The following is a 25,354-nucleotide window of genomic DNA, read 5'->3' as shown; positions in this document are numbered from 1 at the left end:
AGGCGCTTCTTAGGGGGCGCCTTTTTCGTTGTGTGGCGCGTTCGTCGCCAGGCTTGAACCGAAGTTCCCTCTCCAGTCTCAGGCAAGCCCGACCGCTTAACGATGGTGGACATTTATAGTCGCGCGCCCTCGGTTCCGTTGCGGTACCGGAGTTGATTTTGATGACAACATAGCATCACGGATTTTGTAAATGAGCACCACGATCTCGTCTCTCAGCGTCACTCAGATCCGGTCACAATCGACGTCCTCGGTTGCTGCATGGTCGACGGAAGACGTGGCGTCGCTGACGACGCAGCAGATTGCTGCGCTGTCATCTGCGCAGATCGCGGCGCTCGATACGGAAGACGTGGACGTCATGAGCAGCCGTCAGCTCAACGCGATCTCGCAATCCGCAATCGTCGGTCTCACGCTGGATCAGCTGGCAGTGCTTGACCAGGCCGATATCGAGAGCCTGAACAGCACGGCTGTCGGCAAACTCACAACCAAGCAGATCGCGGCCCTTTCCAGCGCGCAGGCGGCCGCCCTGACGGCCGTTCAGGTCGCCAATCTGACGGCTACACAGCTTTCGGCAATGGGCTCCGAGGACATCGCGGGCTTCTCCACGGCCGATATGGCTGCCATCAGCAGCAGCGCGATCACGGGGCTTTCCATCGAGGCCTTGGCCGTGCTGACTTCGCAACAGGTCGCCGCGTTGAGCACCGGCACGATTGGCCAGCTGACGACGAAGCAACTGGCTGCGCTCACCACGGCCCAGACAAACGCCTTGACCACGCAGCAATTGGGAATGCTGACTGGCAAGCAGATCACCGCACTCAAGACGGAAAACCTCTCCGAACTGTCGACGGCTCAGATCGCTGCGCTCAGCACGGCGGCGATCGCCAGCCTGTCCACGGGTCAGCTGGTTTCCCTGTCGACCGCGCAGGTCGAGGCCTTGACCACGAGCCAGATCAAGGTCTTGAACGCCTCGCAGATCGCCGTGTTTGATGAAGACGATTTCGGCACCTTTACCACAGCCGAGATCGCCGCTCTTTCAAACAAGACAGTGCCGGGCATCACCACTGCGGTCTTTGCAAGCTTGAGCACGAGCCAGATTGCTGCTCTGGCGACAGCTTCGGTTGCAAGTCTGACGACAGCCCAGATGACTGCTCTCAGCACCGCCCAGGTGGAAGCATTCACCAGTGACCAGACGAAGGCACTGACGTCTGCACAGGTTGCGGTTCTCTCGGCCGATGCGATTTCGACCTTCTCGACGGCGGACTTCGCAGCCCTCACCAACAAGGCCGTGACAGGTCTGTCGACGGATGTCGTCGCCACGCTTACGGCAAGCCAGATATCCGCGATGAACACCAGCGCCATCGCGGGGCTCTCCACGCGCCAGCTGGCCGTCTTTTCCACGGACCAGGTGGCAGCCCTGACAGAGACGCAGGTCAAGGCCATGAGCTCCCGCCAGATCGGCGGCTTTACCACTGAAAACGTCACGGCCCTGAGCGCAGCGCAGATTGCGGCCATCACCACGGCCGGCATCATCGGGTTGAACAGCACGCTGATCGGCGCACTTTCAACACTGCAGGTCGAGGCTTTGACGTCAGCACAGGTCAAGACCCTGCGTTCAGATCAACTCGCAGCCATGAGCGCAGAGGATATCGCGACCTTCTCGACGGCGGACATCGCAGCGATCGTGAACAAGGCAGTGTCGGGGCTGTCGACGGACGCAATCGCTGCTTTGTCGACCGCTCAAATTGCCGCTTTGTCGACCTCGACAGTGGCAAGCCTGACCACCGACCAGATCAGCGCCCTGTCCACCACACAGGTCGAGGCCTTTGGGACGACACAGGTCAAGGTTCTGACCGCAAAGCAGTTGGGTGCCCTCGGAACCGATGATATCGCGACCTTCTCCACGGGGGACATCGCTTCGCTGACGAGTGCTGCCATCATCGGCTTGAATACCGAGCTTGTGGCTGCGCTCACGACCACGCAAATCGCTGCCCTCAGTACCGCCGCGATCACCAGCCTGACCACCACCCAGATCAGTGCATTGACCACCGAGCAGGTGCAGGCACTAGGGACATCGCAGATCAAGCTTTTGAGCTCCAAGCAGATCGCGGCCCTAAATTCAGCGAACGTCGCCGCGCTGTCCACGGCTCAGATTGCAGCCCTGAGCGTGACCGCTGTCGCCGGCCTGACCACCGAGCACATGGAGACCCTGTCTTCGGCTCAGGTCGAAGCTCTTGCCTCGGGTCAGATCAAGTCGCTGAGTTCGGCACAGATCTCCATGCTCGACAGCGGAGACCTCGCAACCTTCACGACGGCGGAGATCGCTGCGATCACCAACAAGGCCGTCTCCGGCATCGCCACGGAAATCCTCGCGGCACTTCCGACCACCCAGCTCGGCGCCCTTTCAACCTCTGCCATAGCGGCATTGACGACGAGCCAGGTCGAGGCCCTCGGCACCAATCAACTGGCGATCTTGTCCACCAATCAGATCGCAGCGCTGACGGCCGCCCAGGTCGCAGCCATCAGTTCCGGCTCCCTTAGCGTACTGTCGACCGAGCAGGTCGCTTCACTGAGCACGCTCGGCATTGGCGGACTGACGTCGGAGCAGGTTCAGGCCTTGTCGACCGCCCAGGTTCAGGCTTTGACGGAAAAGCAGGTCAAGGCTCTGAAGTCCACGCAGATGGCGGCTCTCGGCACGGACGATCTCGCGACGTTTACGACGGCGGAGATCGCGGCCCTTACCAGTGATGCAATCACCGGCCTGACCGAAGAGGTCGTCCAGTCGCTCTCCACCGCCCAGATCGCCGCCATCAGCACCAGCCCCATCGCCAAACTGCCGATTGATCTCGTTGAAGTTCTGACGTCCGAACAGGTTGCGGCCCTGACCACCAAGCAGATCGCAGCCCTCGGCTCGAAACAGGTCGCGGCCCTCACCACGGCGAATATTGCGTCCCTGACGACGACGCAGGTGCAAGCTTTAAGCGCTGCCGGGATCGCCGGGCTGACAACGGCCCAGATCGTCGCGCTGAGCACGGCTCAAATGCAGGCTCTCACCACGACCCAGGTCGCGGCGCTGGGTTCCCTGCAAATCGAAGCGCTCGGCACCGAGGACCTCGCAGTATTCTCGACCGGTGATATCGCCGCCTTGACTGCCGCTGCCGTCCCCGGCCTCGCTACCTCTCTCATCGCGTCCCTGTCGACAGTTCACATAGCGGCCTTGAACACTGCGGCCTTTGCCACCTTCAGCACTGCTCAGGTGGCGGCTCTTGGGTCGGATCAGATTGGCGCGCTCACCAGCAAGCAGATGTCAGCCCTGACCTCGACGCAGATTGGCGCCCTGACGACGGAGACGATCGGCGGGCTTTCCACGCTCCAGGTTGCGTCACTGAATACCGTGACCCTCGCTGCGTTGACGACGTCGCAGATCGCAGCACTGACGACGGCGCAGGCGGAAGCCTTGACCACGGTTCAGGTCGCCGCTCTGACCGCTTCGCAACTCTCTGTCCTCACGGCCGATCATCTCGCGACTTTTGCGACCAAGGATATTGCGGCGATTGGATCGGTCGCGATTGGCGGTCTAACGACGGACGTCATCGCCACTCTGTCGACCGCCCAGGTGGCGGCTTTGAACGCATCGGCAATCACGGGCCTATCCACCAAACAGATCGACGCTTTCAGTACGGCTCAGGTAGAAGCCCTCGGCACGGCGCAGGTTGCGGCACTCACATCAACCCAGTTGGCGGTATTGGGCTCTGACGACATCGCCACCTTCGCCACCAAGGATGTGGCGGCGATCAGCGCGGCTGCCATTTCTGGCCTCACGACTGAGGCCATCAGTGCATTGTCTTCGGCCCAGATGGCTGCCCTGACTATGGCTGGTGTTGCTGGCATGAGCACCAAGCAGGTGGCGACGCTTTCCTCCGGCCAATTTGCGGCCATGAGCACCACCCAGATTTCAGCGCTCACCTCGGCTCAGATCGGTGCAATTCCCACAACTACGCTTGTGACGCTGTCGACCAATCAGGTTGCGGCCCTGGGCGTAGGCACAGTTCCTGGCCTGACCTCCAGCCAGATCGATGCCTTGAACTCAGCCCAGGTCGAAGCACTGACCGCCAATCAGGTGGCCGCGCTGACTTCGTCCCAATTGGCGATGCTGACCACGGCTGATATCGCGACCTTCTCGACTGCGGATATGGCCGCCATCGGGTCGGCGGCGATTGGTGGTCTCTCGACCGCTGTTATCGCGTCACTCTCAACCGCTCAGGTTGCGGCCCTGAAAACAGCCGGCATCCCCGGCTTGCGCACGCAGCAGGTCGCCGCCTTGACCACGGCGCAGGTTGCCGTTCTCGGCACGCTGCAGATCGCAGCGCTATCTTCCGCGCAGGTCGCGGTCCTCAGCACGGACGAAATTGCATTGCTGTCGACCGCTCAAGTAAGCGCGCTGAGTGCGGACGGCATCAGTGGCCTCGGCACCGCGCAGATCGTCGCCATGAGCACCGCCCAGGTGGAGGCACTGGCGCCGACTCAGGTGGCGGCCCTCAGCTCCAAACAGATCGCGGCCCTCGGCACGGATGATATAGCCGTTTTCTCGACAGCTGATATCGCCTCGATAACATCAAGTGCTGTCGTCGGCATGACCTCTGAGCAGATCGCAGCCCTCTCGGCCGATCAACTTGCAGCCTTGAGTGCCGGCGGGGTCGGCGGCTTGTCGACATTGCAGTTGAACGGGTTAAGCCCGTCTCAGGTGGCGGAACTTACCACTGCCCAGATCGCGGCCCTGAATTCCAGCCAGGTCGCGGCCATCTCGACGGCCAGCATCGCGGCCTTCTCCACCACCCAGATCGCGGCAATCAGTGCCCAGGGGATTGCCGGTCTGTCGACGGCACTGATCAATGTCTTGAGCACCGCTCAGGTGGAGGCGCTCAACACGACCCAGGTCGCTGCCTTGAGTTCGCGCCAGATCGCCGCCCTCGGGACTGACGATCTCGCCACCTTCTCGACGGCGGATGTCGCCGCGATCAACACGGCGGCCGTCGCCGGCCTCGCGACCGGATCGATAGCCGCGCTTTCGGCCGATCAGGTCGCAGCACTCAGCACCGCAGTGGTCGCTGCTTTGTCGACGTCGCAGATCGCTGCCCTGACTGTCGGTCAGCTCGACATCATGAAGACCAGCCAGATCGCGGCCCTCGGCTCCCGTCAGGTTGCCGCTCTCGCGACGGATCGGGTGGCGATCCTCTCCGCAGATCAGATTGCTGCGATCAGCGCCGTCGGCGTGACGGGGCTTACCCAGACACAGATCCAGACGCTTCTTTCCGATCAGGTGGAGGCATTGACCCCCACGCAGGTCGCAGCATTCAGTTCCACACAGATCTCAGCCCTGGGCACGGAAGACTACAACGTCTTCTCCACAGCTGATCTCGCGGCCATCTCCTCGGGCTCGATCGCCGGCATGCCAACGACCGTGTTGGCCGCCTTGACGAAAGACCAAATCGCGGCTCTCAGCGCGACCGGGGTCTCCGGACTGACGACAGGGCAGATCAATGCGCTGAGCACGGCGCAGATGGAAGCCTTCACGACAGCCCAGGTTGCGGCGCTGACCACACGACAGATCGCCGCATTCGGGACCGATGACTTTGCCGCACTCACCACGGCACAGGTAGCGGTCCTGAGCACGGCTGTCGTAAATGCTCTGTCGACAACACAGATCCTCGCCTTCAGCTCGGAGCAGGTCGAGGCGCTGACATCGGTTCAGGTGGGCGCTCTCACCTCCACCCAAATTGGCGTTCTCAGCACCGCCGCCCTCGACATGTTCTCCACGGCTGACATCGCCGCCATCAGTTCGACCGCCATCAAGGGTCTCTCCACCGGCACCATCGCATCCTTGTCGACGGAGCAGATCGCGTCTCTTGGCACAGCTGCGATCAGCGGGCTGACGACGGATCAGATTGCCGCACTCAGCACAGTGCAGGTCGAGGCACTCACATCGCAGCAGATTGCCGCTCTCGGTTCGAGGCAGGTCGCAGCCTTGGGCACAGACGATCTGGCAGTCTTGTCGACTGCCAAGATCGCGGCCCTGACCACCACGTCGATCGCAAACCTGACAACCAGTCAGATCGCGGCACTCAGTGTCGACCAGATTGAAGCCTTCTCGTCGTCGCAGGTGGCAGCCCTGACCTCAGCGCAGGTGGCGGTGCTCACGATCGACGCTATCGAGACCTTCTCGACGGCCGACATTGCCGCGATCAGTTCGAGCGCTATCGCGGGTCTATCGACCGGCATGATTGCGGCGTTTTCGACCAACCAGATTGCTGCGCTCGGCACCAGCGGCATTGCCGGCCTGTCGACCGCCCAGATCAATGCCATGAGCATCGATCAGATCGAATCCCTCACCACCAAGCAGGTGGCGGCACTCACGTCGCGCCAGATCGCGGTTCTCGGAACGGAGGATCTGGACGTCTTCTCTTCGGAGGACATCGCGGCGATCAGTGCAGCCGGCATCGAAGGCCTGTCGACCACCATGATCGCCAGCCTGACGCCGGCGCAGGTAGGCGCTCTCAGCACGGGTGCGGTGGCGGCCCTCAGCACCAGCCAGCTGGCCACCCTGACATCCGAGCAGATCGATTCGCTGACCACGGCCCAGGTCAAGGCATTGACCTCCAAACAGATCGCGTCACTCACCACTGAAGACCTCGGATCTTTCTCGACCGCCCAGATCGCAGCCATCAGTGCGGCAGGCATGGCGGGGCTGACACAGACCCAGATGGCGGCACTCAGCGTCGAACAGATCAGCGCGATCACGACGTCTCAAATCGGCGCTTTGACATCCGATGCTCTTTCGGGCCTCAGTGCCGCCGATATCGAGGGCTTCTCGTCGGAAAAGTTTGCCGCTATCAACTCGTCGGGCATCGCCGGCCTGTCGACGGCATTCATTGCCGGTTTGAGCACCAGCGCCATCGCCGCCCTCAGCACGGCGAGCGTCTCGGGCCTGTCCAGCGCTCAGATCGCCGTGCTCGGAGCCGACCAGATCGATGCCTTCTCGACCAGCCAGATTGCGGTGCTGAGCGCCGATGCCATGGCGGGTATTTCCACGCTCGGTATCGCGACCTTCTCGCAAACCGATCTCGCGGCCATCAGTGCCTCGGCGATCAAGGGTCTGTCCACGGTCGTCATCGCATCATTGTCCACGGGTGAAATCGCAGGTCTTTCCACCGCCCAGATCGCCGGCTTGAGCTACAATCAGGTCGACGCCATGAGCACGCTGCAGATTGGTGCGCTGACATTGGCCCAGATCGGCGCCATGGGAGCGGTGCAGGCTGCAGGTCTCGGCACGGAAGATGTGGCGCTGATGTCGACGGATGCCATTGCAGCCTTGAGCAGCAGCGCGATTTCGGGCTTGCGAACGCAGGTGATCACGTCGCTGACGACCGCTCAGGCCGAGGCGCTTAAACCGGGTCAAGTCGCGGCGCTGAACTCTGCCCAGGTGGCGGCCCTCGAACTGGAGGACCTGGCGACCTTCTCCTCGTCGGATATCGCTGCCTTCAGTTCAAGCGGCATAGCCGGTCTCTCGACAACTTACATCTCCCAGCTTTCAAGCACACAGCTGGGCGCCCTGATGGATCATCAGATGGGTGCGATGAACTCCGACCAGGTGGCGGCGGTGATCGCGGCCTATCTCGGCACCTAAACCGCTTGACACTAAGGTTGAACGGAAAAAGGCCTCCCTGGCATTCGCCGGGGAGGCCTTGTCGTATCGAGACACACCCTGCCGCTCAGATAGCTGCATCGGCGTCATTGTCGTCGTAAAGGCACAAACTCAGACAGCGAGGACCGGCTCAAGATCACGCTCAAGAGCAACGCGTCCCTGTTTGAATTCTTCGTTGTAGAGACGATATTGAGGGCTGTTGTCACGCAGTGGCATCGGTGCCTGAACCGTGTAGGTCGAAGCGGCCTTGGGTGACAAGGCGGTCAGATTGGTGAGACGCACGGCTTGGCCGACGGTGAAGCGATGAACGGGCATGAGCTTTCCTTTGCAGGGCTGGAGCGAGATCCTTGGGAGGGGATCGGGAACGACGCATCGGCTTTCGCGGACTGCCACTACCAGTAGATGTGGGGTCTAAATTAAAAATTGCAATGAGACGATAGCAGAAGAACATCGAAAACAAGCTGAGGGGATACCGGGTCGCCTAGGCTCCGCACGCTGGATGGGTTACGACTGCTGGGACAGATGAGGACGGATCGGATGGCCATCGCAGAACGCAACAGCAAGCCGCAGCTGAAGATCGCCTTCGTGCTGTCGCGCGCCTTCACGCTTTCCGCGTTTGGTCTGTTTATTGACACCATTCGCCTCGCCAGCGACGAGTTCGACCGCTCCGGGCGCGTCAAGGCCGACTGGCACGTCCTTGGCAGCACCCGCCACCTGATCACCTCCAGCTGCGGCGTTCAGGTAGCGCCCACCAGCGACTTCGTTGATCCGAGCCGGTTCGACTATATCGTGGTGGTCGGCGGATTGCTCGGCCAACAGGCGGCCGTCGATGAAGACACAGTCCAGTTCCTGCGCCGCGCCGATGCTCAGAAGGTGCCGCTCATCGGGCTTTGCACCGGCACCTTCATCCTGGCCGAGGCCGGATTGATGAAGGGCCACCAGAGCTGTGTCAGCTGGCTGCATTACCAGGCATTTCGCGAGCGATTTCCGGATCTCGATGTCCGCTCGGACCGGCTGTTCAATCTCGACCGCCGACGCGGTTCCTGTGCCGGCGGCAGCAGTTCCGCCGATCTCGCCGCCTTTATCGTGCGCCAGTATCTTGGCCATGACGCGGAGCGCAATGCGCTCGAGGTGCTGCAGATCGAGCGTGCCCGTTCGAACCGCGACATCCAGGTCCGTCGCCCCTTGACCATCGAGTGTGAAGATCCCCGGATCAAGGCCGTGCTGATCCTGATGGAGCAGACGCTCGAAAGCGAGCTGAGCATCGATCAGCTGGCCCGATCCGTCGGCCTGTCGCGACGCCAACTGGAACGGCTCTTCGCACAGGAACTGAAGGCGTCGCCGGCACGCGTCTATATGCGGCTGCGCATGGAGCGCGCAAAGATGCTGGTCGCCCAGACCGATGCCTCGCTGATCGACATCGCCCTTCAGGTTGGTTTCGAGAACACCTCCCATTTCAACCGGGTGTTCAAGAGCATCCACGGCAAGACGCCGGGTCAGATGCGCAATGCGCTGCCGGCCTGATGAGGCGCATCGGCACCCGAAGCAAGAAGGAACAGGAAGCAAGATGGACATCAAACGCGCAGGCAGCCAGCCCTCCGGCAAGGGACCGCCAGAATGGTTTACTGGAACGGTGCGGCTGGACCCCTTGTTTCCCGCTCGCGCTCCGGCACGGGCCGCAGGCAATACCGTAACCTTCGAACCCGGCGCCCGCACCGCCTGGCATACCCATCCGCTCGGCCAGATCCTGATTGTCACGGCAGGCCTCGGCCGCGTCCAGCGCGAGGGTGGACCTGTCGAGGAGATCAGACCCGGCGATGTCGTCTGGTTCGAGCCGGGCGAAAAGCACTGGCATGGTGCAAGCCCGACAGTCGCCATGACCCACATCGCCATTCAGGAGGCGCTGGATGGCAAGGCTGTGGACTGGCTGGACCATGTGAGCGACGAGGACTACGCCGGCTGAAAGTTCACTCACGTTCCCAAGTGCTATCTGCCGCGGGAAGGGGCCTGATCGCGTCAAAGCGCAATCGAACTTCACTCCCGGTCGGACGTTTGGGTTGGATGGAGAAAAACCTTCGTCTGGACGCGAACCCGAAAGGATCGGCATGATCACCGGAAGACAGATTGCTGCGGCGCGTGCGCTCTTGGGGTTGACCGCAGCTGACCTTGCCCGGCAAGCGGAATTGCCCTTAGCCATGGTCGAAGAGATGGAGGCCAGCGCTACCGCTTATCCTGATGACAGGAGCGAGGCGGCAGCGCTCCGAACCGCGCTGGAAAAGGCAGGGATCACCTTCATAGACGAACGCGTGACCAGCGCTGCCGGCGGCCCCGGAATTCGCCTCTCCGTCCCGCTTTCGACATCTCATGACACCGATGTGAGTGGTACCGTGCAGTATCCGGAAATGGCGAAGAACGGCCCCTTCGGCGCTGGCGGTTGACGATTGGACCGGGCTACAAAACGGCACCCGGTTCAAAGAGGCGCAGGCGGTCCAGCGGCCGCCCCTACCGGCTGCGCAGCACAATCGATCCGTAAAACACCACATATCCCAAAAATGCGACAATCCAGGCGATGCCGGCCACTGAAAGCAGGGCAGAGGCGTCCGTGGGCAGGAGGGCCGCACTGATACGGGCGGATGCCGCGATGATGGCGAAGGCATAGATGAACCAGGTCGTGGTCCAGGGGGCGTGGAGCGCGAGCCCGGTATGGCCACGTGTCGCCCTCGTCATGACGGCAAGGATCATGATGCCGATGCCGCCGACCGTCCAGGCATGGATACCCGCGGACGTCAGGCTCTGATCATCGAGCAGCAGGGACGAACCCATGAGCAGGAAGCCGATGGGTATGAAGAAATAGCCGAGATGCAGGATCCAGAGGATAGGTTCTCTGAGGGTCTTCAACGGGCGCCAGCGGAATTGGCGCACGAGGTGGGCAGCACTGACCGCGATCATCAACACACCGAGAGGCGTTGCGAAGTTCAGGCTCGCCCGGGCTTGAATGACCCAGGCAAGGAGGGTGACCAGCGACAGAACGATCACCACAGCATCGAAGCGCGAGAAAGGGACCGGCAGCAGTCCGGGACGATTGGCCTTCAGCCAGTTCCCGGTGAAGGCTGGAATTATCCGCCCGGAGACGATGGACACCATCAGCACGATCGTCGCAACCGCGAGACGTGCGGAGACGAGCGTGTCCCCAAACTGATCGAGCTCGACGAAGAAACACACTTGCGCAAGACTGAGGAGAGCAAGGATGACGAGGATCTTGTAGTTGCGGCGGTTGCCGGCCGCAGCAAGCTCCCGACCGATCATCACTGCGAAGGCAGGCAAAAACAGGCACGCAATCGGCGCGGCGATGATAAGGCCGGTTGATCCCGACAGGGCAATCGCGATCCGTCCGGCAAGCCAGAGCAGGAACAGGCAGAGCAAAGGCCTCCCGGCAATCGCCGCACGGCCCGTCCAGTTGGGCACCGCCGTCAGGAGAAATCCGGCAACGACGCCGGGCACGAAACCGAACAGGAGCTCGTGCTGATGCCAGGCGAGAGGGGGCAGTGCAACTGGAAGATCAAGCAGACCGAGATACCAAGGTACCCAAAGCGCCACCGCCAGTGCAGCGGCAATCGCACTGCCGGGAAAGAACAGGCGATACCCGCCGGAGAGCAAGGTCTCTGATACGGACCGAGGGGGAAGGCTGTGCATGGCAATGCCCTTTCGAGGCGAAATCCGGAGCCGTGAGCTCTGAAGCAAATGAAGGGAGAGAAGGATCAGGGACCCGCTGGGGGTAAGGAGGATTTCAGTCGCGCGGGTGTGGCCGTATCCGGGTCAGGACCGCCTGTCGCAGCGACGAGATTGTCCAGAAGGATCTGCTCCGCCGCCACATGCCGCTGAAGATACTCCAGGAACCGTCTTGTCATCCGCGCCACCATATCGAGGCTGAGCCTGCAGCGACCATCTGCGACAGCGCCAAGCGTCAGTTTAAGCTCATAGGCGGCTTTGCGATCGACGCTATGCTCCGCCTTGATCTGCGCAATCATCAGGGAACTGAAGCAGGAACCGGCCTGCTCTTCCAGGGTCGGATAAAGTGTCTCTTCTTCGAGCTGATGAGCGGCCTCGACGAGCGGTTCGAGCCGGGCGGCGACAGACATGACTGCGGCAGGCACAATAGAGCGCGCGAAATCTGTGGCGACTTCATCCAGTTCGAGACATAGCGCCAAAAGGGCGCGGTGACGCTCTTCCATCAGAGCCACCTGCGTCGATGACAGTCTTGGAGTGTGGAGCATGTTCGCCTCCTCACTGGCCGACGAACAGGACGACAGCGATCAGCCCCGAAGCCAAAATGGCGGAGATGGTACCCGTTGGCTGAAGCACACCCATGCGATGGAGCATCAGGGCAAAGCCCATGATGACAGGGGTAGCGACGATGAGGCCGATCTGTGCATCCGTCATGGCGGTCTTCCTTCCGTTTCGCATGCACTCTGCCCTGTCTTTCCGCAGCCTTCTTTGCGCTCCCACAAAGAGGAACTGAGATTGTCGCTCTAGAACGGTCCCCGACAAACGGAGACGCGACCATGGCCTTGGGAACGAGCCTCGGAAACGAGACAAAGGAAGACCACCTGCTGCTCTGGATCCTTGTGTGGAGCGAATTGATCGCGTTCGGGATCCTGATCCTCGGTTTCCTCGTCGTCTCGACCTATCAGATTGAAACCTTCGACCTCGCCCGCCTGCATCTGAGGCCGGGGATTGCAGGGGCCAATACGCTGATCCTGTTGCTCAGCGGCTATTTCGTCGCGCTCGCGGTGCGGCATCGTGACGATCTCGCTGCCGTCAAGCGGCCACTGAGGCTCGCGGCAGCACTTGGGTTCTGCTTCGTCGCCGTCAAGCTGTTCGAATATTCGGGCGAGCTGCGCTTCACCACGGATGCCACGCTCGATTCCTTCTTCGAACTCTACTTCATGATCACTGGCTTTCATCTCTTCCACGTCTTCTTCGGCGCTCTTGCGCTACTGCTGGTCGCCTGGCGTCCGGCGCGCGAGAATGTGCGTCTGGTGGCGACGCTCTGGCACGTCATCGACTTGGTCTGGCTGGTCATCTTCCCGATCCTTTATCTGGCGTGAGGCCCGTCATGACACGCAGACAACATGAAGAACTGGCCGGAACGCTGGCCATGCTGCTGACCTTCGCCGTGGGTGCCGCCGTCGTTGCAGCCCTTGCCGGCGGCACGGTCGTCCCCATTGCAGCCGTGCTCGTCATCGCTTTCGCCAAGGGGCGCCTGATCGTCCTCGATTTCCTGGAATTGCGAGGCGCGTCCCACCCGATGCGGCTTGCCCTCATCGCCTGGCCAGCACTCCTCCTGACCGCGGCCTTTGCCCGCTCGGTCGCGGTCGCTTTCGCGGGGTGATCGTCGCGCTCTTTGTGAATGCGCAAAGAAGGCTTTTCGCCAAGCGATAGAAACGGGACATCCCGTGATGCCGACACCGCAACGAAGGTTGATCGCGGAGACCTCAACGACCGGCCATTCAAGCACCGGCAGACGGAAGGACAAAGGCATGGCAGAGCGCCTGACCAAGACCGGAGCGCGCAACGTCTTCTACGGCGGCTCCATATTCTTTTTTGCGATCTTCGTGGGGCTCACGGCCCACAGCCACTATTACATGCGCACCACCTCGACAAACGAGGCGACGCTCAGCGAAAGCGTCGAGCGCGGCAAGCGTGTGTGGGAAAGAAACGCCTGCATCAACTGCCATACGCTGCTGGGCGAGGGCGCTTATTTCGCCCCTGAACTTGGCAATGTCTGGACCCGCTGGGGCGGCAAGGATGATCGCGACGGTGCGCGCGAGACGCTGCGCGCCTGGATGGCGGCACAGCCCTCAGGCGTCGAGGGGCGCCGGCAGATGCCGCAGTTCCACCTGACGGATGACGAGATCAACGATCTCGCCGATTTCCTCGAATGGACGAGCACGATCAAGACCCAGAAGTGGCCGCCCAACGACGCCGGCTGAGCCTTTCCGATCTCAAGGAGACATGACATGAAATACCAAACCCAGAAGGTCGCGATGCTGTATTTCTACGGCGCGCTCGGCCTTTTCCTCGCCCAGATCCTGTTCGGCGTTCTGGCCGGGACGATCTACGTGCTGCCGAACACGCTGTCCGAGCTGCTTCCATTCAACATCGTGCGCATGATCCACACGAATGCACTGATCGTGTGGCTGCTCATGGGCTTCATGGGCGCGACCTATTACCTGCTGCCCGAAGAAACGGAGACGGAGCTTTACAGCCCGAAACTGGCCATCGCCCAGTTCTGGATCTTTCTGATCGCGGCAGCCGTCGCTGTCGTCGGTTACCTCTTCCACATCCATGAAGGCCGCGAATTCCTGGAACAGCCCTTCGCGATCAAGGTGGGCATCGTCATCGTTGCCCTGATGTTGTTGTTCAACGTCACCATGACCGTGCTCAAGGGCCGCAAGACCGTCGTCACCAATATCCTGATTTTTGGGCTGTGGGGCGTCGCGATCTTCTTCCTCTTCGCCTTCTACAATCCGGCCAACCTCGCGCTCGACAAGATGTACTGGTGGTTTGTCGTGCATCTCTGGGTCGAAGGCGTCTGGGAACTGATCATGGCTTCGGTCCTCGCCTTCCTGATGATCAAGCTGAACGGCATCGACCGTGAAGTCGTCGAGAAGTGGCTCTATGTCATCGTCGGTCTGGCGCTGTTCTCTGGCATCCTCGGCACTGGCCACCACTATTACTGGATCGGCGCACCCGGCTACTGGCAGTGGATCGGTTCGCTCTTCTCGACGCTCGAAGTCGCCCCCTTCTTCACCATGGTGATCTTCACCTTCGTGATGACCTGGAAGGCCGGCCGCAAGCATCCGAACAAGGCAGCACTCCTGTGGTCGCTTGGCTGCTCGGTCATGGCCTTCTTCGGCGCGGGCGTCTGGGGCTTCCTGCACACGCTGTCGTCGGTCAACTACTACACCCACGGCACGCAGGTCACCGCCGCCCACGGACACCTCGCCTTCTTCGGTGCCTATGTCATGCTCAACCTTGCGGTCATGGCCTATGCCATCCCCGAACTGCGCGGCCGCGAGCCCTATAACCAGTGGCTGTCGATCGCCAGCTTCTGGATGATGTGCACGGCCATGTCGGTGATGACCTTTGCGCTGACCTTCGCCGGTGTCCTGCAGGTGCATCTACAGCGGGTCTTGGGCGAAAGCTACATGGACGTCCAGGACCAGCTTTCACTCTTCTACTGGGTACGCCTCGGCTCCGGCGCCGTCGTGCTGGTGTCGGCCTTGATGTTCGTCTGGGCGGTGCTGATGCCCGGCAAGGAGAAAGCCCCCGCCTTCGGTGGCTATGTCGAGCCCGCTGAGTGACGCCTATGCCCCGCCCGTTTGCCTCGCCTTCTGAGCTGAGCCGGCGGGGCACTTCCCGATAATCTGAGGATCAGAACCATGAACATCATTGCCCGCAATCTTGAGCCTGAGATCCAGGCCTATTCGCCGCTCGGCAACGAATGCGCTCTTTTCGAAACGGCCTGGACCCGGCAACTGCCGCTTCTCCTCAAAGGTCCGACCGGCTGCGGCAAGACCCGCTTCGTCAGCCACATGGCCGAGAAGCTCGGCCTGCCGCTGACCACTGTCTCCTGCCATGACGATCTTGCCGCCGCCGACCTGACTGGCCGCTTCCTTCTGAAAGGCGGCGAAACGGTCTGGGTTGACGGACCACTCACTCGGGCCGTTCGCCAGGGCGGCGTCTGCTATCTCGACGAGGTGGTCGAGGCGCGCAAGGACGTCGCCGTCGTGCTGCATCCGCTGACCGACGACCGGCGCATCCTGCCGCTGGAGCGCACCGGCGAAGAACTGGAAGCGCCGCCCTCTTTCATGCTCGTCGTCTCCTACAATCCCGGCTACCAGAGCCTGCTGAAGGCCCTGAAACCCTCGACCCGGCAGCGCTTTGTCGCCATCGAGTTCGATTTCCTGCCCAAGGCGCGCGAGATCGAAGTGGTCTCGGCCGAAAGCGGCCTGCCGGCAGCGAGTGTCGAGTCTCTGGTGGAGCTTGCAAGGCGGCTGCGGGCGCTGAAAGGCCACGATCTGGAGGAAGGGGTCTCGACCCGTCTTCTCGTCTACTGCGCAAGCCTGATCGATGCCGGTCTTCCCCCGCGCGAGGCGGTGCGGGCCGCAATGATCGAGCCGCTGACCGACGAGCCGGATGTCCGCGCCGCCCTTCTGGAACTGGCACAGGCGGTCATCCGCTAGGAGCGATGCGAGATGCTGGATTTCCTGGAACTTGAGGAGACGGTCGGGCGCGCCTGGCACAGGCTGGCCGGCGGCACCCAGACCTGGCCCCGCTATCCGCAAGCGGCGGTCACGCTGGAGGAGATGCTGCCAATTCTCTCCGTCTGCTTTCGCGGCTTCGGCGGCGAAAGAACGGTGCAACTGGTGCCGGCGCGGGGCAAGACATCGCAACATCGCCTCAAACTGCGCCAGCGCATGGGATTGGGCGAGGAAAAACTCGTCCATCCGGCCCGCGACGAGGCAAGCGTCATGCTGCCGCCCGTCCTCGATCTGATGCCAGAACCAGCACTGAACCGCGATCTCTATGTCTGGCTCGCGGCTGCCATGGCCGTGATGCCGCTCGAGCCGATGACGGAGATCGATCCGCTCCAGGCCGATCTGGAAATACTGCAATCGGCGAAGCGTCTCGAAGCAGAGGTGCTGGCAGCCTTTCCCGGTCTGCGTGACCGATACCGCAGGCTCTGCCTGTCGCTCCTGTCGGAGCGCCGGCGCGGCTCGCTGCCCCGTGTCGAGGGGCAGGTCGAGGATCTCATCATCGATCGCCTGCGCGCAGGTGCAGGGCTTGCACCCCTCTCGACGGACCGGGAGTTTCCGCGGCGCGCTCCCGCCGGCTATCTGCCCATGCTGCCGGTACCGCTCTGGCCACAGGCGGTGTTGCGTGAGGAATGGGCGGGGCGGGAGAGCCAGGATCAACCGATCGGGAGCGGCGAACGCGACGCACAAGCGGCAGGACGCCATCTGGCAACGCGCGAAAAGGATTCGGCAGGCAAAGGCGAGCGAAGCCCCTTCATCCTCAACCGCTTCGAAAAAATCCTGGCCATGGCCGAGATGGTCAATGTCGACAGACCGTCCGACGACAGCGACGATCACGACTCGTCAGCCGCCGATGAACTGGATGAGATGGTGCTGGGTGAACGCAAGGGGCGCCCCTCTGCCAAATTCCGCTTCGATCTCGACCTTCCACCGGAGGCGCTCCGCCATTCCATCCTCGAAGCCGACCTCACCTATCCGGAATGGGACTATCGGCGTGGCGTCTATCTCAAGGATCACTGCCGCGTCGTGACAGGTGTGGCTTCGGGGGAAAGTCCCACCGGGCAGCCGTCGGAGGAGATGAAAGCGCTGGTTCGGCGTGTGCGACGTCAGTTCGAGGCCATGCGGCCGCGCCACGAAATGCTCCGCGCCCAGGTCGACGGATCCGATCTCGATCTCGACGCCGTCGTGCGCAGCCGCACTGAGCTTGCTGCCAGCGGCGAATGCTCCGATCGCATCCATTTGTCCAGTCGTCCTCAGGGGCATGATCTCGCGGTCACACTCCTGGTCGACGTCTCGCTGTCGACGGATGCCTGGTTCAACGATCGCCGGGTGCTAGATGTCGAAAAGGAAGCGCTGCTGGTGCTGGCGGAAGGATTGGCTGCCTGTGGCGACATGCATTCCATCCTGAGCTTTACATCCCGCCGCCGGGATTGGGTGCGGGTCGAAACCGTGAAGGACTTCGACGAGCCGATGAGCGCGCTGGTGCGCCACCGGATCGCCGCGTTGAAACCCGGCTATTACACGCGCATGGGCGCTGCGATCCGCCATTCGACTACAAAGCTCGCCGAGCGGCCGAACCGCAAGCATCTGCTTCTCGTGCTGACTGACGGCAAGCCGAACGATGTCGATCACTATGAGGGCCGCTTTGCCCTCGAAGACACCCGGCGGGCGGTGACCGAGGCACGCCGAAGCGGCATCCATGTTTTCGGCGTCACCGTCGATCAGGACGCCAAAACCTACGTACCCGCCGTCTTCGGCCATCACGGCTATGCCGTCGTGCCGGACATCCGCCGTTTGCCGGCCGCACTGCCGCAAATCTACCGCGCGCTCGTTCGCTGATCCGCGAGCGCGCCTGAGAGGACCCGGGTCGAGCGATCTGCCCGGGTCCTGACTTGCTCACCCAGCCCGTCGGCCCCTCTCTTTGTTGCAGCACAACGACGCGCTTGTCCGCCTCGCTCAAGAGTGGTCGAGGCTGGTCAGCATTCCGCACACTGGCCCCATGATCTTTCGACAGGAACATCCCATGACCGAGACTGCTATAGACATGCTCCAACTCGACGTACGCTCCATTCCCCACCAGGAACGCCATCCGCGCATCTTCGGAATGCTGAATTCGCTTCAGCCCGGTCATGGGGTAACGCTCACCGTCGACCATGACCCGCTGCCGCTGTACTATCACCTGGAAACGCACTTTTCGGGCCTCTTCGGCTGGGACTACCTGGAGCGCGGTCCCGAGATCTGGCAGGTCCGGATCACCCGCGAAAAGCATGAAGGCTGCAATTGCAATTGCGGCGGCAGTCATTGAAGAAGAACGGCGCGATGTGCTCTCATGTCACGCCGTGCATGTGCGGCTGGTGACCCGTCGGATCACCGGCCCGGGAGAGGGAAGTCAATGCCGCCACATTTCAAGGACCTCGACGTTCGCCCGATCCTCAAAGCGGGCGGAGAGCCCTTTCCGGCCATCATGCGGGCGGTGCAGACGCTGGAGCCGGGGGAGGGGCTGCGCCTGCTTGCGACCTTTCAGCCGACACCGCTCCTCAGCGTCATGGCCCGGCGCGGCTATGACGCTGTGATCAACGAATTGAGTGACGGCGACTGGGAGGTAATCTTTTCCCAGGTGTCGCCCATTACAGCCAATGTTTCCGTCTCGCTTGGTGCCGAAGAAGCGGCTGGCTGGCCCGATCCCCTGTGGCAACTCGATCTCACCGGGCAGGAACCGCCCGTGCCGATGGAGAAAGTTCTTTCGCGCATCAGTCTTATGGAGCCCGGCGAAGTCCTTTTTGCAGTCTTCTCCGATGAGCCGGTCTTTCTGATGCCGGAGCTCGAAAAGCAAGGCCATCAATGGGTCGGAAAACCCGACGCGAGCGGGTCGGGTTACCGGATGCTGATCCGCGTCGGCGGCGCCTGACCTCCGCCTCTTCTATCCATTCTACACAGGATCTCACTTCGCCACCGCTTACCTGGATGAGCGAACCGGTAACTCTCCCTGGAGGCGAGCGGACATGCTCGGATTGCTCCAGCTTGTCTTGATCCACATCAACGGAAAACAAATTTATTCTTCTCGATCAGGCGAGTTAACTACCGCTTTCCCTCGGAAGTTTGTCCTGAAACAAATAGAAATCGGCCTTTGCTCCTAAAACGGAAAGCAACGAAGCGGCTGACGCTTCGCTCTTTCCAAAGGAGTGACTGAGATGACCCACGGGCTTACACTGACAAGACGGACCATGTTGACCGGCGCTGCGATCGCCGGAGCTCTTGCGCCCGTGATCGCCTCCACCGTTGCCCACGCCGAAGGCGCGCCAATCACGACGGATCCGGCCGCCGTTGCTGCCGATATCGCCAAGCTCGAACGCGTGAAGGTCGAGCTGGTCCGCCCGCCCTTCGTGCATGCCCATACACAAAAGGCGGAGGGTGGACCAAAGGTGGTCGAGTTCACGCTTACCATCCAGGAAAAGAAGATCGTCATCGACGATGCCGGGACAGAGGTCAACGCCATGACCTTCAACGGCTCGGTGCCGGGACCCCTGATGGTCGTGCACCAGAACGACTATGTCGAACTGACACTGATCAACCCAGAGACCAACACGCTGCAGCACAACATCGACTTTCACGCCGCAACGGGCGCGCTGGGCGGTGGTGCTCTGACCCTGGTCAATCCCGGCGAGAGAGCGGTCCTGCGCTTCAAGGCAACGAAGGCCGGTGTCTTTGTCTACCATTGCGCACCTCCCGGAATGGTGCCGTGGCACGTCACCTCGGGCATGAACGGCGCGATCATGGTCCTGCCGCGGGATGGTTTGAAAGACCAGAAGGGCAATGAACTGGCCTATGACAAGATCTACTATGTCGGCGAGCAGGACTTCTATGTCCCGAAAGATGCAGACGGCAATTACAAGAAATACGAAAGTGCCGGCGATGCTTATGCGGACGTGCTGGAAGTGATGAACACGCTGACCCCGAGCCATATCGTCTTCAACGGTGCAGTCGGGGCCCTGACCGGTGACAATGCCATGACCGCCGAAGTCGGCGAGCGGGTCTTGATCATCCATTCGCAGGCCAACCGCGATACCCGGCCCCACCTGATCGGCGGCCATGGGGACTATGTCTGGGCAACCGGCAAATTCGCCAATCCGCCGGAGCTCGACCAGGAAACCTGGTTCATTCCGGGCGGAGCGGCAGGGGCTGCCTACTACACCTTCCACCAGCCGGGCATCTACGCCTACGTCAACCACAACCTGATTGAAGCCTTTGAGAAGGGCGCCGCAGCCCATTTCAAGGTCACCGGCGAATGGAACGACGACCTGATGACCGCCGTGGTCAAGCCCGACAGCTGATCGAACTGCGGGAGGTCGCCTCGGGAGAGGCGACCTCCCGCCACCCTCTCTCTGTGAGGATCGATTCCATGCCCGCCTCGATGTCTCTTCCCCTGCCACACAAACCGTTCAGCTCCCTGCTGCTGCCGATTGGATTGATCGTCGCGCTCTCGGCTGCTCTGGTCTGGCAGACTGGGTTGCTGCGCTTCGGTTCGCCGGCACTGACCGAGCCGTCAGCCATCACGGTAGAACCAGGCACCTTTCTTTACCGCCAGCCCGGCGAGTTTTATCGCGGCGGCTTTGCGGTCGATGGTCCGAAGGCGGAAGAGGCGGTAACCTATCCACTCACCATCATGAAGTATCAGGTGAGCACACTGGACTATGATGCCTGTGTGGCGGAAGGCACCTGCGCGGCGCGGGAGGCGACCACCTCTGAGCAGGCCGATATGCCGGCAACCGGGGTCAGCCATGACGACGCGATCACCTATGCCAGGTGGCTGTCGGACAAGACGGGCTCATTCTGGCGCCTGCCGAGCGATCGTGAGCTGGCCTTCGCGGCCGCTGAAGACTTCCCGGATGATGCCTTGGGCGTCGATGCCGACAGCGGCAATCCGGCGCTTCGCTGGCTCGCCGACTACGAGCGCGAGGTCGCCCGCAAGCGCTCGCGCGATCCCGATCCGCTGCCCTTCGGTAGCTTCGGCGAAAACCGGCACGGCCTCGCCGATTTCGCCGGCAATGTCTGGGAATGGACATCGACCTGCAATCGTCGTGTGGACCTGTTGACATTAGGTGCCGCGCAAACGGAGGAAAGCTGCGGCGTCTATATCGCAGCCGGCAAACATCGCGCGCCCCTCAGTTCCTTCATCCGCGACCCCAAGGGCGGCGGCTGTGCGGTCGGGGTTCCGCCGGATCATCTCGGCTTCCGTCTCGTCAAGGACACCCGCTGGTACGCGCCCTTGCTCTTTGCTCTTCACGCGCGTTGATGTAGCGTGCCCCCGCTTCGTGCAGCCCGGTGCTGGCGCGAAGCGGCCGGTTTTGACTTCGGCCAATGCGACAGACGCCTGGGCGAAGGAAAGCTCTTTTGAAACTCGACCGGACGATCATCAAATCGCTGCCTCTGTTCGATCGCATGACGGACGACGAACTCGACCGGCTGCTCGTGCCCGCCCAGTCCCGCCGCGTCGCCATTGGCGAGACGGTCTTTGAACAGGGCGAGCCGGCGCAGAACTTTTTCCTGCTTCTTCATGGTCGGCTGAAAGTGACGCAGGTGACGTCGGACGGTCAGCAGATCATCGTGCGCATGGTGCATCCCGGCGATCTCTTCGGCTTTGCCAAGGCACTCCAGCGCGCCGATTATCCAGGCACGGCCATCGCCGCCGTCGACAGCGTCACGCTGTGCTGGCCGACGGACCTCTGGCCCAACTTCGTCGAGCACAATCCGCGCCTGGCCGTCAGCGCCATGGAAACGATCGGTCAGCGGCTGGAAGAGGCGCATGTGCGTATTCGCGAAATGTCGACCCAGGAAGTCGAGCGGCGCGTCGCCCATACGGTTGTTCGTCTGGCAAAGAAGGCCGGGCGTGTGGAGCCTGCAGGTCTGCGGATCGATTTTCCCATCTCCCGGCAGGACATCGCCGAAATGACCGGAACCACCCTGCACACGGTGTCGCGCATTTTCAGCGCCTGGGAAGGCAAAGGCCTGATTGAAGGCGGGCGGCAGAAGCTGCTGGTTCGAGACCTAGTTGCGCTCGAACATCTGGCAACCGCCGTGGTGGAGCGCAGGGGATGACGGCGGGACAATCATCTTCCGTCCGCCTAATTGATTTTGCGCAAAGAAGCCGTGTGCTGCTCGGCCTATGTCTCTGTCAACGGAACGCTGACGTTCCCGCTTCAAGGAGATAGACAATGACACGCCACTTCCCGAAGATCGCCATTCTGGCCGCCCTCGCACTCGCCATTCCCGGCCTTGCCGCCGCTGCCGATTTCGAGGTCAAGCTGCTCAACAAGGGCACGGAAGGCGCCATGGTCTTCGAACCGGCTGGCCTGAAGATCGCACCCGGCGATACCGTCACCTTCACCCCGACCGACAAGGGCCACAATGCGGAATCCATCAAGGGCATGATCCCGGAGGGCGCTGCTGAGTTCAAGGGCAAGATGAGTGAGCAGATCAAGGTGACCTTCGATGTGCCCGGCCTCTACGGCGTCAAATGCGCCCCCCATGTCGGCATGGGCATGGTCGCCGCCATCCTCGTCGGCGACGCACCCGCTGCCAATCTTGACGCCTTCAACGCGGTGAAGCTGCCGAAGAAGGCGCGTGAGCGCATCGACGCCGCCGTCGCTGCAGCAAAGTGATCAAGGCAGCTTAAGCACTGTCTTCGAGCGTGACGAGAGCCGCAGGGGTTAAAAGACCTCTGCGGCTTTTGCGTTCCAGGTGGTCTCACGTTTGATCCGCCTGTCGCTGGGTTGCCTTCCCCTTTCAGTCCTCGGACATCGTTGGCTGCCGTCCAGCGATGTGATTGTTGAGCGAGACGATGATCATCTGTAAGCAGCAAGGAGGTTGGGACAGGGCAGACCTGCCTCGACGATCGACGAAGCGGCCTTCAGCGACGCGCATGATAAGGAACGGACCTATGCCCTATCTCATCGTTTTCCTTGGAGCTGGACTTGGCGGCGCCGCGCGCCATGCGGTCAACACGACCGCGGCCCGAATGCTGGGTTATGGCTTTCCCTTCGGAACGCTGACTGTGAACGTCATTGGCTCCATTATCATGGGCCTCCTGACCCAGATCTTCGTGATGCGTACTGGACTGCCGCAGGAATTGCGCCTGTTTCTGACCACAGGCGTGCTCGGCGGCTTCACCACCTTTTCCACCTTCTCGCTCGACGCCGTCACGCTCTGGGAGCGCGGTCAATGGAACCTCGCGGCCGGCTATGTCGCCGTCTCCGTGATCTTGTCCTTGGCTGGGCTTTTCCTCGGCCTTTCGCTCCTTCGCCTCACCGGCCAGGGGAGCTGATCGCGAAGATCCTCCGCGCAAGCGAAAGCCAGCCACCCTAGGAAGATTGCGGTGTCTGGGGCAAAGCTACGCTCTTGCACACCCGTGCACTATGATTCCGGTTTGGCGCCTGCGACGTGACCCGTCCTGTGCTTCGATACAGGGCGGGCTCCGTTGCAGACGCTTCAGCCGAGAAGCGTGTCACGCCGCAACAGCCGACCCGGAGGCATCGCCACGCGCCCTGTATTTGATCAGATCCTCGATCGAGATCAGCGGCAGATCGTGCTCCTTGCAGAAGGCGATGAGGTCGGGCAGTCGCGCCATCGTGCCGTCGTCGTTTGCCACTTCGCAGATCACGCCGGAGGGTTTCGCACCGATCAGGCGGGCAAGATCTACGGCAGCTTCGGTATGTCCCGGGCGCCCCAGCACGCCGGCCGGATGGGCGCGCAACGGAAAGATATGGCCCGGCCGTGCGAAATCGTCAGGGGCGGTCGCTTCGTCCATCAGGGCCCTGACGGTAGCAGCCCGATCTGCCGCCGAAATTCCTGTCGTCGTTCCGTGAATGTAGTCGACAGACACGGTGAAGGCCGTCTTCAGATATTCCGTGTTGTTGGGCACCATGAGCGGGATGCCGAGCGTATCGAGCCGCTCCCCCTCCATCGCGATGCAGACTAGCCCGCGGGCATGTTTCATCATGAATGCGATGGTTGCAGGCGTCACATGATCGGAGGCAACGATGATGTCGCCCTCGTTTTCCCTGTTTTCATCGTCCACGACCACGACCATGCCACCCCGTGACAAGGCTTCCAGTGCAGTTTCAATTGTCGAAAGTGTCATTCCATTGCCTTTCAAGGGTTACCGCAGCAGCGGCCAAACCGCGACCTCTCGGCCGCCATCCAATCCCTTGGGCGAACACAGCACACACGCCTCCCCAAGGCGGGGAGCCGCACAGCCGATGCTCTCTTTCATCCGGACTCTAACCGTCGGCTCCGGCATCGCACCGGATCTGCTGCCTTTCACCGAAGTGAAAGCGCTCGCGGGCTCCCGGCAAAGCCGGATACCGCCGGTGGGGAATTTCGCCCCGCCCTGAGAACATCAATAAGGTAGGGGAGAAGCGATCGGCTTTTCAAGCGCAAAGTGAGCAAATGCAGCAAAATTCGGATCGGTGTCGCGAAAGCGCAGGGAAGGGGCGCGCAGGCAATAGGAACCGAAGCGCGCGTCCCAACCCAGGCTCATTGAGGCGGAGAAGTTTGACGGTGATGGATCTGGCGTGAAAATTGCTTCAATCCCCAGGCAATCAGCTGGAGATTTCATTGTCGGTTCACCAACCCACCTATGATCAAGGTTATTCGGAACGGTCGAGCCCAAGCATCAGGGCAGTCTCGCTGCCGACCGCCGGTCCTGTGGTGTAACCATGGGCAAGACCTCCACTGACCTGACGATCCTCGTCGTTGATGAAAATGCCATTCGTGCCTCGATCATCGAGGAAGGTCTGAACGAGGCCGGCCATCTCAATGTCCGGGTTATCCATGAAATGCAGGGTGTGGCGCGGCTGATAGAGACCATGGATCCCGACGTCATCATCATCGATATCGAGAACCCCAATCGTGACATGATGGAGCACATGTTCCAGCTCACGCGGATGATTTCGCGCCCGATAGCCATGTTCGTCGACAGATCCGACACAGCCGCCATCGAGGCTGCTGTGGATGCGGGGGTGTCGGCCTATGTCGTCGATGGCTTGAAGAAGGAGCGCATCAAGCCGATCCTCGACATGGCAGTGAGCCGCTTCAACGCCTTCAGCCGGCTGCAGCGCGAACTGTTGGAGGCACGCAATGCGCTTGAGGAACGCAAGGTCATCGAGCGTGCCAAGGGCATATTGATGAAGATGCGCGGCTTGAGCGAGGAGCAGGCGTTTGCCCTGCTTCGCCAGACCGCCATGAACGAGAAAAAGAAGCTGGCCGACATCGCTCAAAGCGTCGTCACGGCTGCAGGACTGCTGCTGTGAGAGCGGCATCGATCGGAGAATGCAGGTGA

24 protein-coding genes and 1 riboswitch are annotated in these 25,354 nt (G+C 61.7%); of the genes, 18 read left to right on the top strand and 6 right to left on the bottom strand.

What is annotated here, in order from left to right:
• Window positions 1–190: 190 nt before the first annotated feature.
• Complete coding sequence (locus ASE36_RS05360; RefSeq protein ID WP_062276258.1) at window positions 191–7,678, top strand: hypothetical protein; 7,488 nt, start codon at window positions 191–193, stop codon at window positions 7,676–7,678.
• A 129-nt stretch (window positions 7,679–7,807) separates the two neighbouring features.
• Here ASE36_RS05360 and ASE36_RS05355 read toward each other — a convergent pair whose 3' ends face one another.
• Window positions 7,808–8,011, bottom strand: coding sequence for a hypothetical protein (locus ASE36_RS05355; RefSeq protein ID WP_062276256.1), 204 nt, complete (start codon window positions 8,009–8,011; stop codon window positions 7,808–7,810).
• A gap of 207 nt (window positions 8,012–8,218) precedes the next feature.
• On the opposite strand from ASE36_RS05355, the gene ASE36_RS05350 reads away from it, so the two are divergent.
• The 3 genes from ASE36_RS05350 to ASE36_RS05340 all read left to right on the top strand — a co-directional run bounded on the left by ASE36_RS05350 (window position 8,219) and on the right by ASE36_RS05340 (window position 10,134).
• The gene (locus ASE36_RS05350; RefSeq protein ID WP_062276254.1) at window positions 8,219–9,220 is read left to right on the top strand and encodes a GlxA family transcriptional regulator; all 1,002 of its coding nucleotides are present in this window, start codon (window positions 8,219–8,221) and stop codon (window positions 9,218–9,220) included.
• Between the two features lie 43 nt (window positions 9,221–9,263).
• Window positions 9,264–9,659 (top strand): cupin domain-containing protein, encoded by a 396-nt coding sequence (locus ASE36_RS05345; RefSeq protein WP_062276252.1) that lies wholly within the window; start codon window positions 9,264–9,266, stop codon window positions 9,657–9,659.
• A 142-nt stretch (window positions 9,660–9,801) separates the two neighbouring features.
• Entirely contained in the window at window positions 9,802–10,134 is a 333-nt protein-coding gene (locus tag ASE36_RS05340; protein ID WP_062276250.1) for a hypothetical protein, read from the top strand.
• Window positions 10,135–10,198: 64 nt separating this feature from the next.
• Here the strand turns inward: ASE36_RS05340 and ASE36_RS05335 are convergent, their stop codons facing one another.
• The 3 genes from ASE36_RS05335 to ASE36_RS22845 all read right to left on the bottom strand — a co-directional run bounded on the left by ASE36_RS05335 (window position 10,199) and on the right by ASE36_RS22845 (window position 12,136).
• Window positions 10,199–11,389 carry an NnrS family protein gene (locus tag ASE36_RS05335; RefSeq protein WP_062276248.1) on the bottom strand — a complete coding sequence of 397 codons (1,191 nt, stop codon included), beginning with the start codon at window positions 11,387–11,389 and terminating at the stop codon, window positions 10,199–10,201.
• Between the two features lie 65 nt (window positions 11,390–11,454).
• On the bottom strand, window positions 11,455–11,970 hold the full coding sequence (locus tag ASE36_RS05330; protein WP_062276247.1) for a hemerythrin domain-containing protein: 516 nt from the start codon (window positions 11,968–11,970) through the stop codon (window positions 11,455–11,457).
• A gap of 10 nt (window positions 11,971–11,980) precedes the next feature.
• Window positions 11,981–12,136, bottom strand: coding sequence for a hypothetical protein (locus ASE36_RS22845; protein WP_200945154.1), 156 nt, complete (start codon window positions 12,134–12,136; stop codon window positions 11,981–11,983).
• A 122-nt stretch (window positions 12,137–12,258) separates the two neighbouring features.
• On the opposite strand from ASE36_RS22845, the gene ASE36_RS05325 reads away from it, so the two are divergent.
• From ASE36_RS05325 to crcB, 13 genes are all read left to right on the top strand, one after another.
• Window positions 12,259–12,804: a cytochrome c oxidase subunit 3 gene (locus ASE36_RS05325; RefSeq protein ID WP_062276245.1), complete on the top strand. Its 546-nt coding sequence runs from the start codon at window positions 12,259–12,261 to the stop codon at window positions 12,802–12,804.
• 8 nt (window positions 12,805–12,812) lie between these two features.
• The gene (locus tag ASE36_RS05320) at window positions 12,813–13,088 is read left to right on the top strand and encodes a cytochrome C oxidase subunit IV family protein (protein ID WP_062276243.1); all 276 of its coding nucleotides are present in this window, start codon (window positions 12,813–12,815) and stop codon (window positions 13,086–13,088) included.
• Between the two features lie 148 nt (window positions 13,089–13,236).
• Entirely contained in the window at window positions 13,237–13,689 is a 453-nt protein-coding gene (locus tag ASE36_RS05315) for a c-type cytochrome (RefSeq protein WP_062276241.1), read from the top strand.
• A 27-nt stretch (window positions 13,690–13,716) separates the two neighbouring features.
• The gene (locus ASE36_RS05310) at window positions 13,717–15,063 is read left to right on the top strand and encodes a nitric-oxide reductase large subunit (protein ID WP_062276239.1); all 1,347 of its coding nucleotides are present in this window, start codon (window positions 13,717–13,719) and stop codon (window positions 15,061–15,063) included.
• A gap of 78 nt (window positions 15,064–15,141) precedes the next feature.
• A complete protein-coding gene (locus tag ASE36_RS05305; RefSeq protein ID WP_062276237.1) occupies window positions 15,142–15,945 on the top strand; it encodes a CbbQ/NirQ/NorQ/GpvN family protein in 804 nt (267 codons plus the stop codon).
• A gap of 12 nt (window positions 15,946–15,957) precedes the next feature.
• The gene (locus ASE36_RS05300) at window positions 15,958–17,856 is read left to right on the top strand and encodes a nitric oxide reductase activation protein NorD (RefSeq protein ID WP_062276235.1); all 1,899 of its coding nucleotides are present in this window, start codon (window positions 15,958–15,960) and stop codon (window positions 17,854–17,856) included.
• A gap of 184 nt (window positions 17,857–18,040) precedes the next feature.
• Entirely contained in the window at window positions 18,041–18,322 is a 282-nt protein-coding gene (locus tag ASE36_RS05295; RefSeq protein ID WP_062276233.1) for a DUF2249 domain-containing protein, read from the top strand.
• A gap of 87 nt (window positions 18,323–18,409) precedes the next feature.
• The gene (locus tag ASE36_RS05290) at window positions 18,410–18,925 is read left to right on the top strand and encodes a DUF2249 domain-containing protein (protein ID WP_062276230.1); all 516 of its coding nucleotides are present in this window, start codon (window positions 18,410–18,412) and stop codon (window positions 18,923–18,925) included.
• Window positions 18,926–19,208: 283 nt separating this feature from the next.
• Entirely contained in the window at window positions 19,209–20,348 is a 1,140-nt protein-coding gene (gene nirK, locus ASE36_RS05285; protein WP_062276228.1) for a copper-containing nitrite reductase, read from the top strand.
• A gap of 68 nt (window positions 20,349–20,416) precedes the next feature.
• Window positions 20,417–21,310, top strand: a complete 894-nt coding sequence (locus tag ASE36_RS05280; protein ID WP_244474663.1) for an SUMF1/EgtB/PvdO family nonheme iron enzyme — start codon at window positions 20,417–20,419, stop codon at window positions 21,308–21,310.
• Between the two features lie 98 nt (window positions 21,311–21,408).
• Entirely contained in the window at window positions 21,409–22,113 is a 705-nt protein-coding gene (locus ASE36_RS05275; protein ID WP_062276226.1) for a Crp/Fnr family transcriptional regulator, read from the top strand.
• Between the two features lie 116 nt (window positions 22,114–22,229).
• On the top strand, window positions 22,230–22,676 hold the full coding sequence (locus ASE36_RS05270) for a pseudoazurin (protein ID WP_062276224.1): 447 nt from the start codon (window positions 22,230–22,232) through the stop codon (window positions 22,674–22,676).
• Between the two features lie 278 nt (window positions 22,677–22,954).
• Entirely contained in the window at window positions 22,955–23,338 is a 384-nt protein-coding gene (gene crcB / locus ASE36_RS05265) for a fluoride efflux transporter CrcB (protein WP_062276221.1), read from the top strand.
• Window positions 23,339–23,518: 180 nt separating this feature from the next.
• Here crcB and ribB read toward each other — a convergent pair whose 3' ends face one another.
• Window positions 23,519–24,154, bottom strand: coding sequence for a 3,4-dihydroxy-2-butanone-4-phosphate synthase (gene ribB / locus ASE36_RS05260; RefSeq protein WP_062276219.1), 636 nt, complete (start codon window positions 24,152–24,154; stop codon window positions 23,519–23,521).
• 116 nt (window positions 24,155–24,270) lie between these two features.
• A riboswitch (FMN riboswitch) is annotated at window positions 24,271–24,415 on the bottom strand.
• Complete coding sequence (locus ASE36_RS22515; protein ID WP_156378569.1) at window positions 24,413–24,631, bottom strand: hypothetical protein; 219 nt, start codon at window positions 24,629–24,631, stop codon at window positions 24,413–24,415. Its footprint overlaps the riboswitch before it by 3 nt.
• A gap of 100 nt (window positions 24,632–24,731) precedes the next feature.
• Here ASE36_RS22515 and ASE36_RS05255 point away from each other — a divergent pair, with 100 nt between their 5' ends.
• Window positions 24,732–25,325, top strand: coding sequence for an ANTAR domain-containing response regulator (locus ASE36_RS05255; protein WP_062276218.1), 594 nt, complete (start codon window positions 24,732–24,734; stop codon window positions 25,323–25,325).
• Window positions 25,326–25,354: the final 29 nt, after the last annotated feature.

The sequence above is a fragment of the Rhizobium sp. Root274 genome (genome assembly GCF_001429245.1).
Taxonomy (GTDB): domain Bacteria; phylum Pseudomonadota; class Alphaproteobacteria; order Rhizobiales; family Rhizobiaceae; genus Allorhizobium.
Note: the sequence above shows the minus strand (reverse complement) of the source record. Positions and strands in the feature narration are given on the sequence as shown.

Excerpts from the sequence above, each read along its gene's own strand:
- ASE36_RS05360 (WP_062276258.1), top strand. The coding sequence starts at position 191 with ATGAGCACCACGATCTCGTCTCTCAGCGTCACTCAGATCCGGTCACAA.
- ASE36_RS22515 (WP_156378569.1), bottom strand. The coding sequence starts at position 24,631 with ATGAAATCTCCAGCTGATTGCCTGGGGATTGAAGCAATTTTCACGCCA.
- ASE36_RS05335 (WP_062276248.1), bottom strand. The coding sequence starts at position 11,389 with ATGCACAGCCTTCCCCCTCGGTCCGTATCAGAGACCTTGCTCTCCGGC.
- ASE36_RS05270 (WP_062276224.1), top strand. The coding sequence starts at position 22,230 with ATGACACGCCACTTCCCGAAGATCGCCATTCTGGCCGCCCTCGCACTC.
- nirK (WP_062276228.1), top strand. The coding sequence starts at position 19,209 with ATGACCCACGGGCTTACACTGACAAGACGGACCATGTTGACCGGCGCT.
- ASE36_RS05310 (WP_062276239.1), top strand. The coding sequence starts at position 13,717 with ATGAAATACCAAACCCAGAAGGTCGCGATGCTGTATTTCTACGGCGCG.
- ASE36_RS05315 (WP_062276241.1), top strand. The coding sequence starts at position 13,237 with ATGGCAGAGCGCCTGACCAAGACCGGAGCGCGCAACGTCTTCTACGGC.
- ASE36_RS05300 (WP_062276235.1), top strand. The coding sequence starts at position 15,958 with ATGCTGGATTTCCTGGAACTTGAGGAGACGGTCGGGCGCGCCTGGCAC.
- ASE36_RS05255 (WP_062276218.1), top strand. The coding sequence starts at position 24,732 with ATGGGCAAGACCTCCACTGACCTGACGATCCTCGTCGTTGATGAAAAT.
- ASE36_RS05355 (WP_062276256.1), bottom strand. The coding sequence starts at position 8,011 with ATGCCCGTTCATCGCTTCACCGTCGGCCAAGCCGTGCGTCTCACCAAT.
- ASE36_RS05340 (WP_062276250.1), top strand. The coding sequence starts at position 9,802 with ATGATCACCGGAAGACAGATTGCTGCGGCGCGTGCGCTCTTGGGGTTG.
- ASE36_RS05330 (WP_062276247.1), bottom strand. The coding sequence starts at position 11,970 with ATGCTCCACACTCCAAGACTGTCATCGACGCAGGTGGCTCTGATGGAA.
- ASE36_RS05320 (WP_062276243.1), top strand. The coding sequence starts at position 12,813 with ATGACACGCAGACAACATGAAGAACTGGCCGGAACGCTGGCCATGCTG.
- ASE36_RS05305 (WP_062276237.1), top strand. The coding sequence starts at position 15,142 with ATGAACATCATTGCCCGCAATCTTGAGCCTGAGATCCAGGCCTATTCG.
- ASE36_RS05345 (WP_062276252.1), top strand. The coding sequence starts at position 9,264 with ATGGACATCAAACGCGCAGGCAGCCAGCCCTCCGGCAAGGGACCGCCA.
- ASE36_RS22845 (WP_200945154.1), bottom strand. The coding sequence starts at position 12,136 with ATGACGGATGCACAGATCGGCCTCATCGTCGCTACCCCTGTCATCATG.
- ASE36_RS05295 (WP_062276233.1), top strand. The coding sequence starts at position 18,041 with ATGACCGAGACTGCTATAGACATGCTCCAACTCGACGTACGCTCCATT.
- ribB (WP_062276219.1), bottom strand. The coding sequence starts at position 24,154 with ATGACACTTTCGACAATTGAAACTGCACTGGAAGCCTTGTCACGGGGT.
- crcB (WP_062276221.1), top strand. The coding sequence starts at position 22,955 with ATGCCCTATCTCATCGTTTTCCTTGGAGCTGGACTTGGCGGCGCCGCG.
- ASE36_RS05325 (WP_062276245.1), top strand. The coding sequence starts at position 12,259 with ATGGCCTTGGGAACGAGCCTCGGAAACGAGACAAAGGAAGACCACCTG.
- ASE36_RS05350 (WP_062276254.1), top strand. The coding sequence starts at position 8,219 with ATGAGGACGGATCGGATGGCCATCGCAGAACGCAACAGCAAGCCGCAG.
- ASE36_RS05290 (WP_062276230.1), top strand. The coding sequence starts at position 18,410 with ATGCCGCCACATTTCAAGGACCTCGACGTTCGCCCGATCCTCAAAGCG.
- ASE36_RS05280 (WP_244474663.1), top strand. The coding sequence starts at position 20,417 with ATGCCCGCCTCGATGTCTCTTCCCCTGCCACACAAACCGTTCAGCTCC.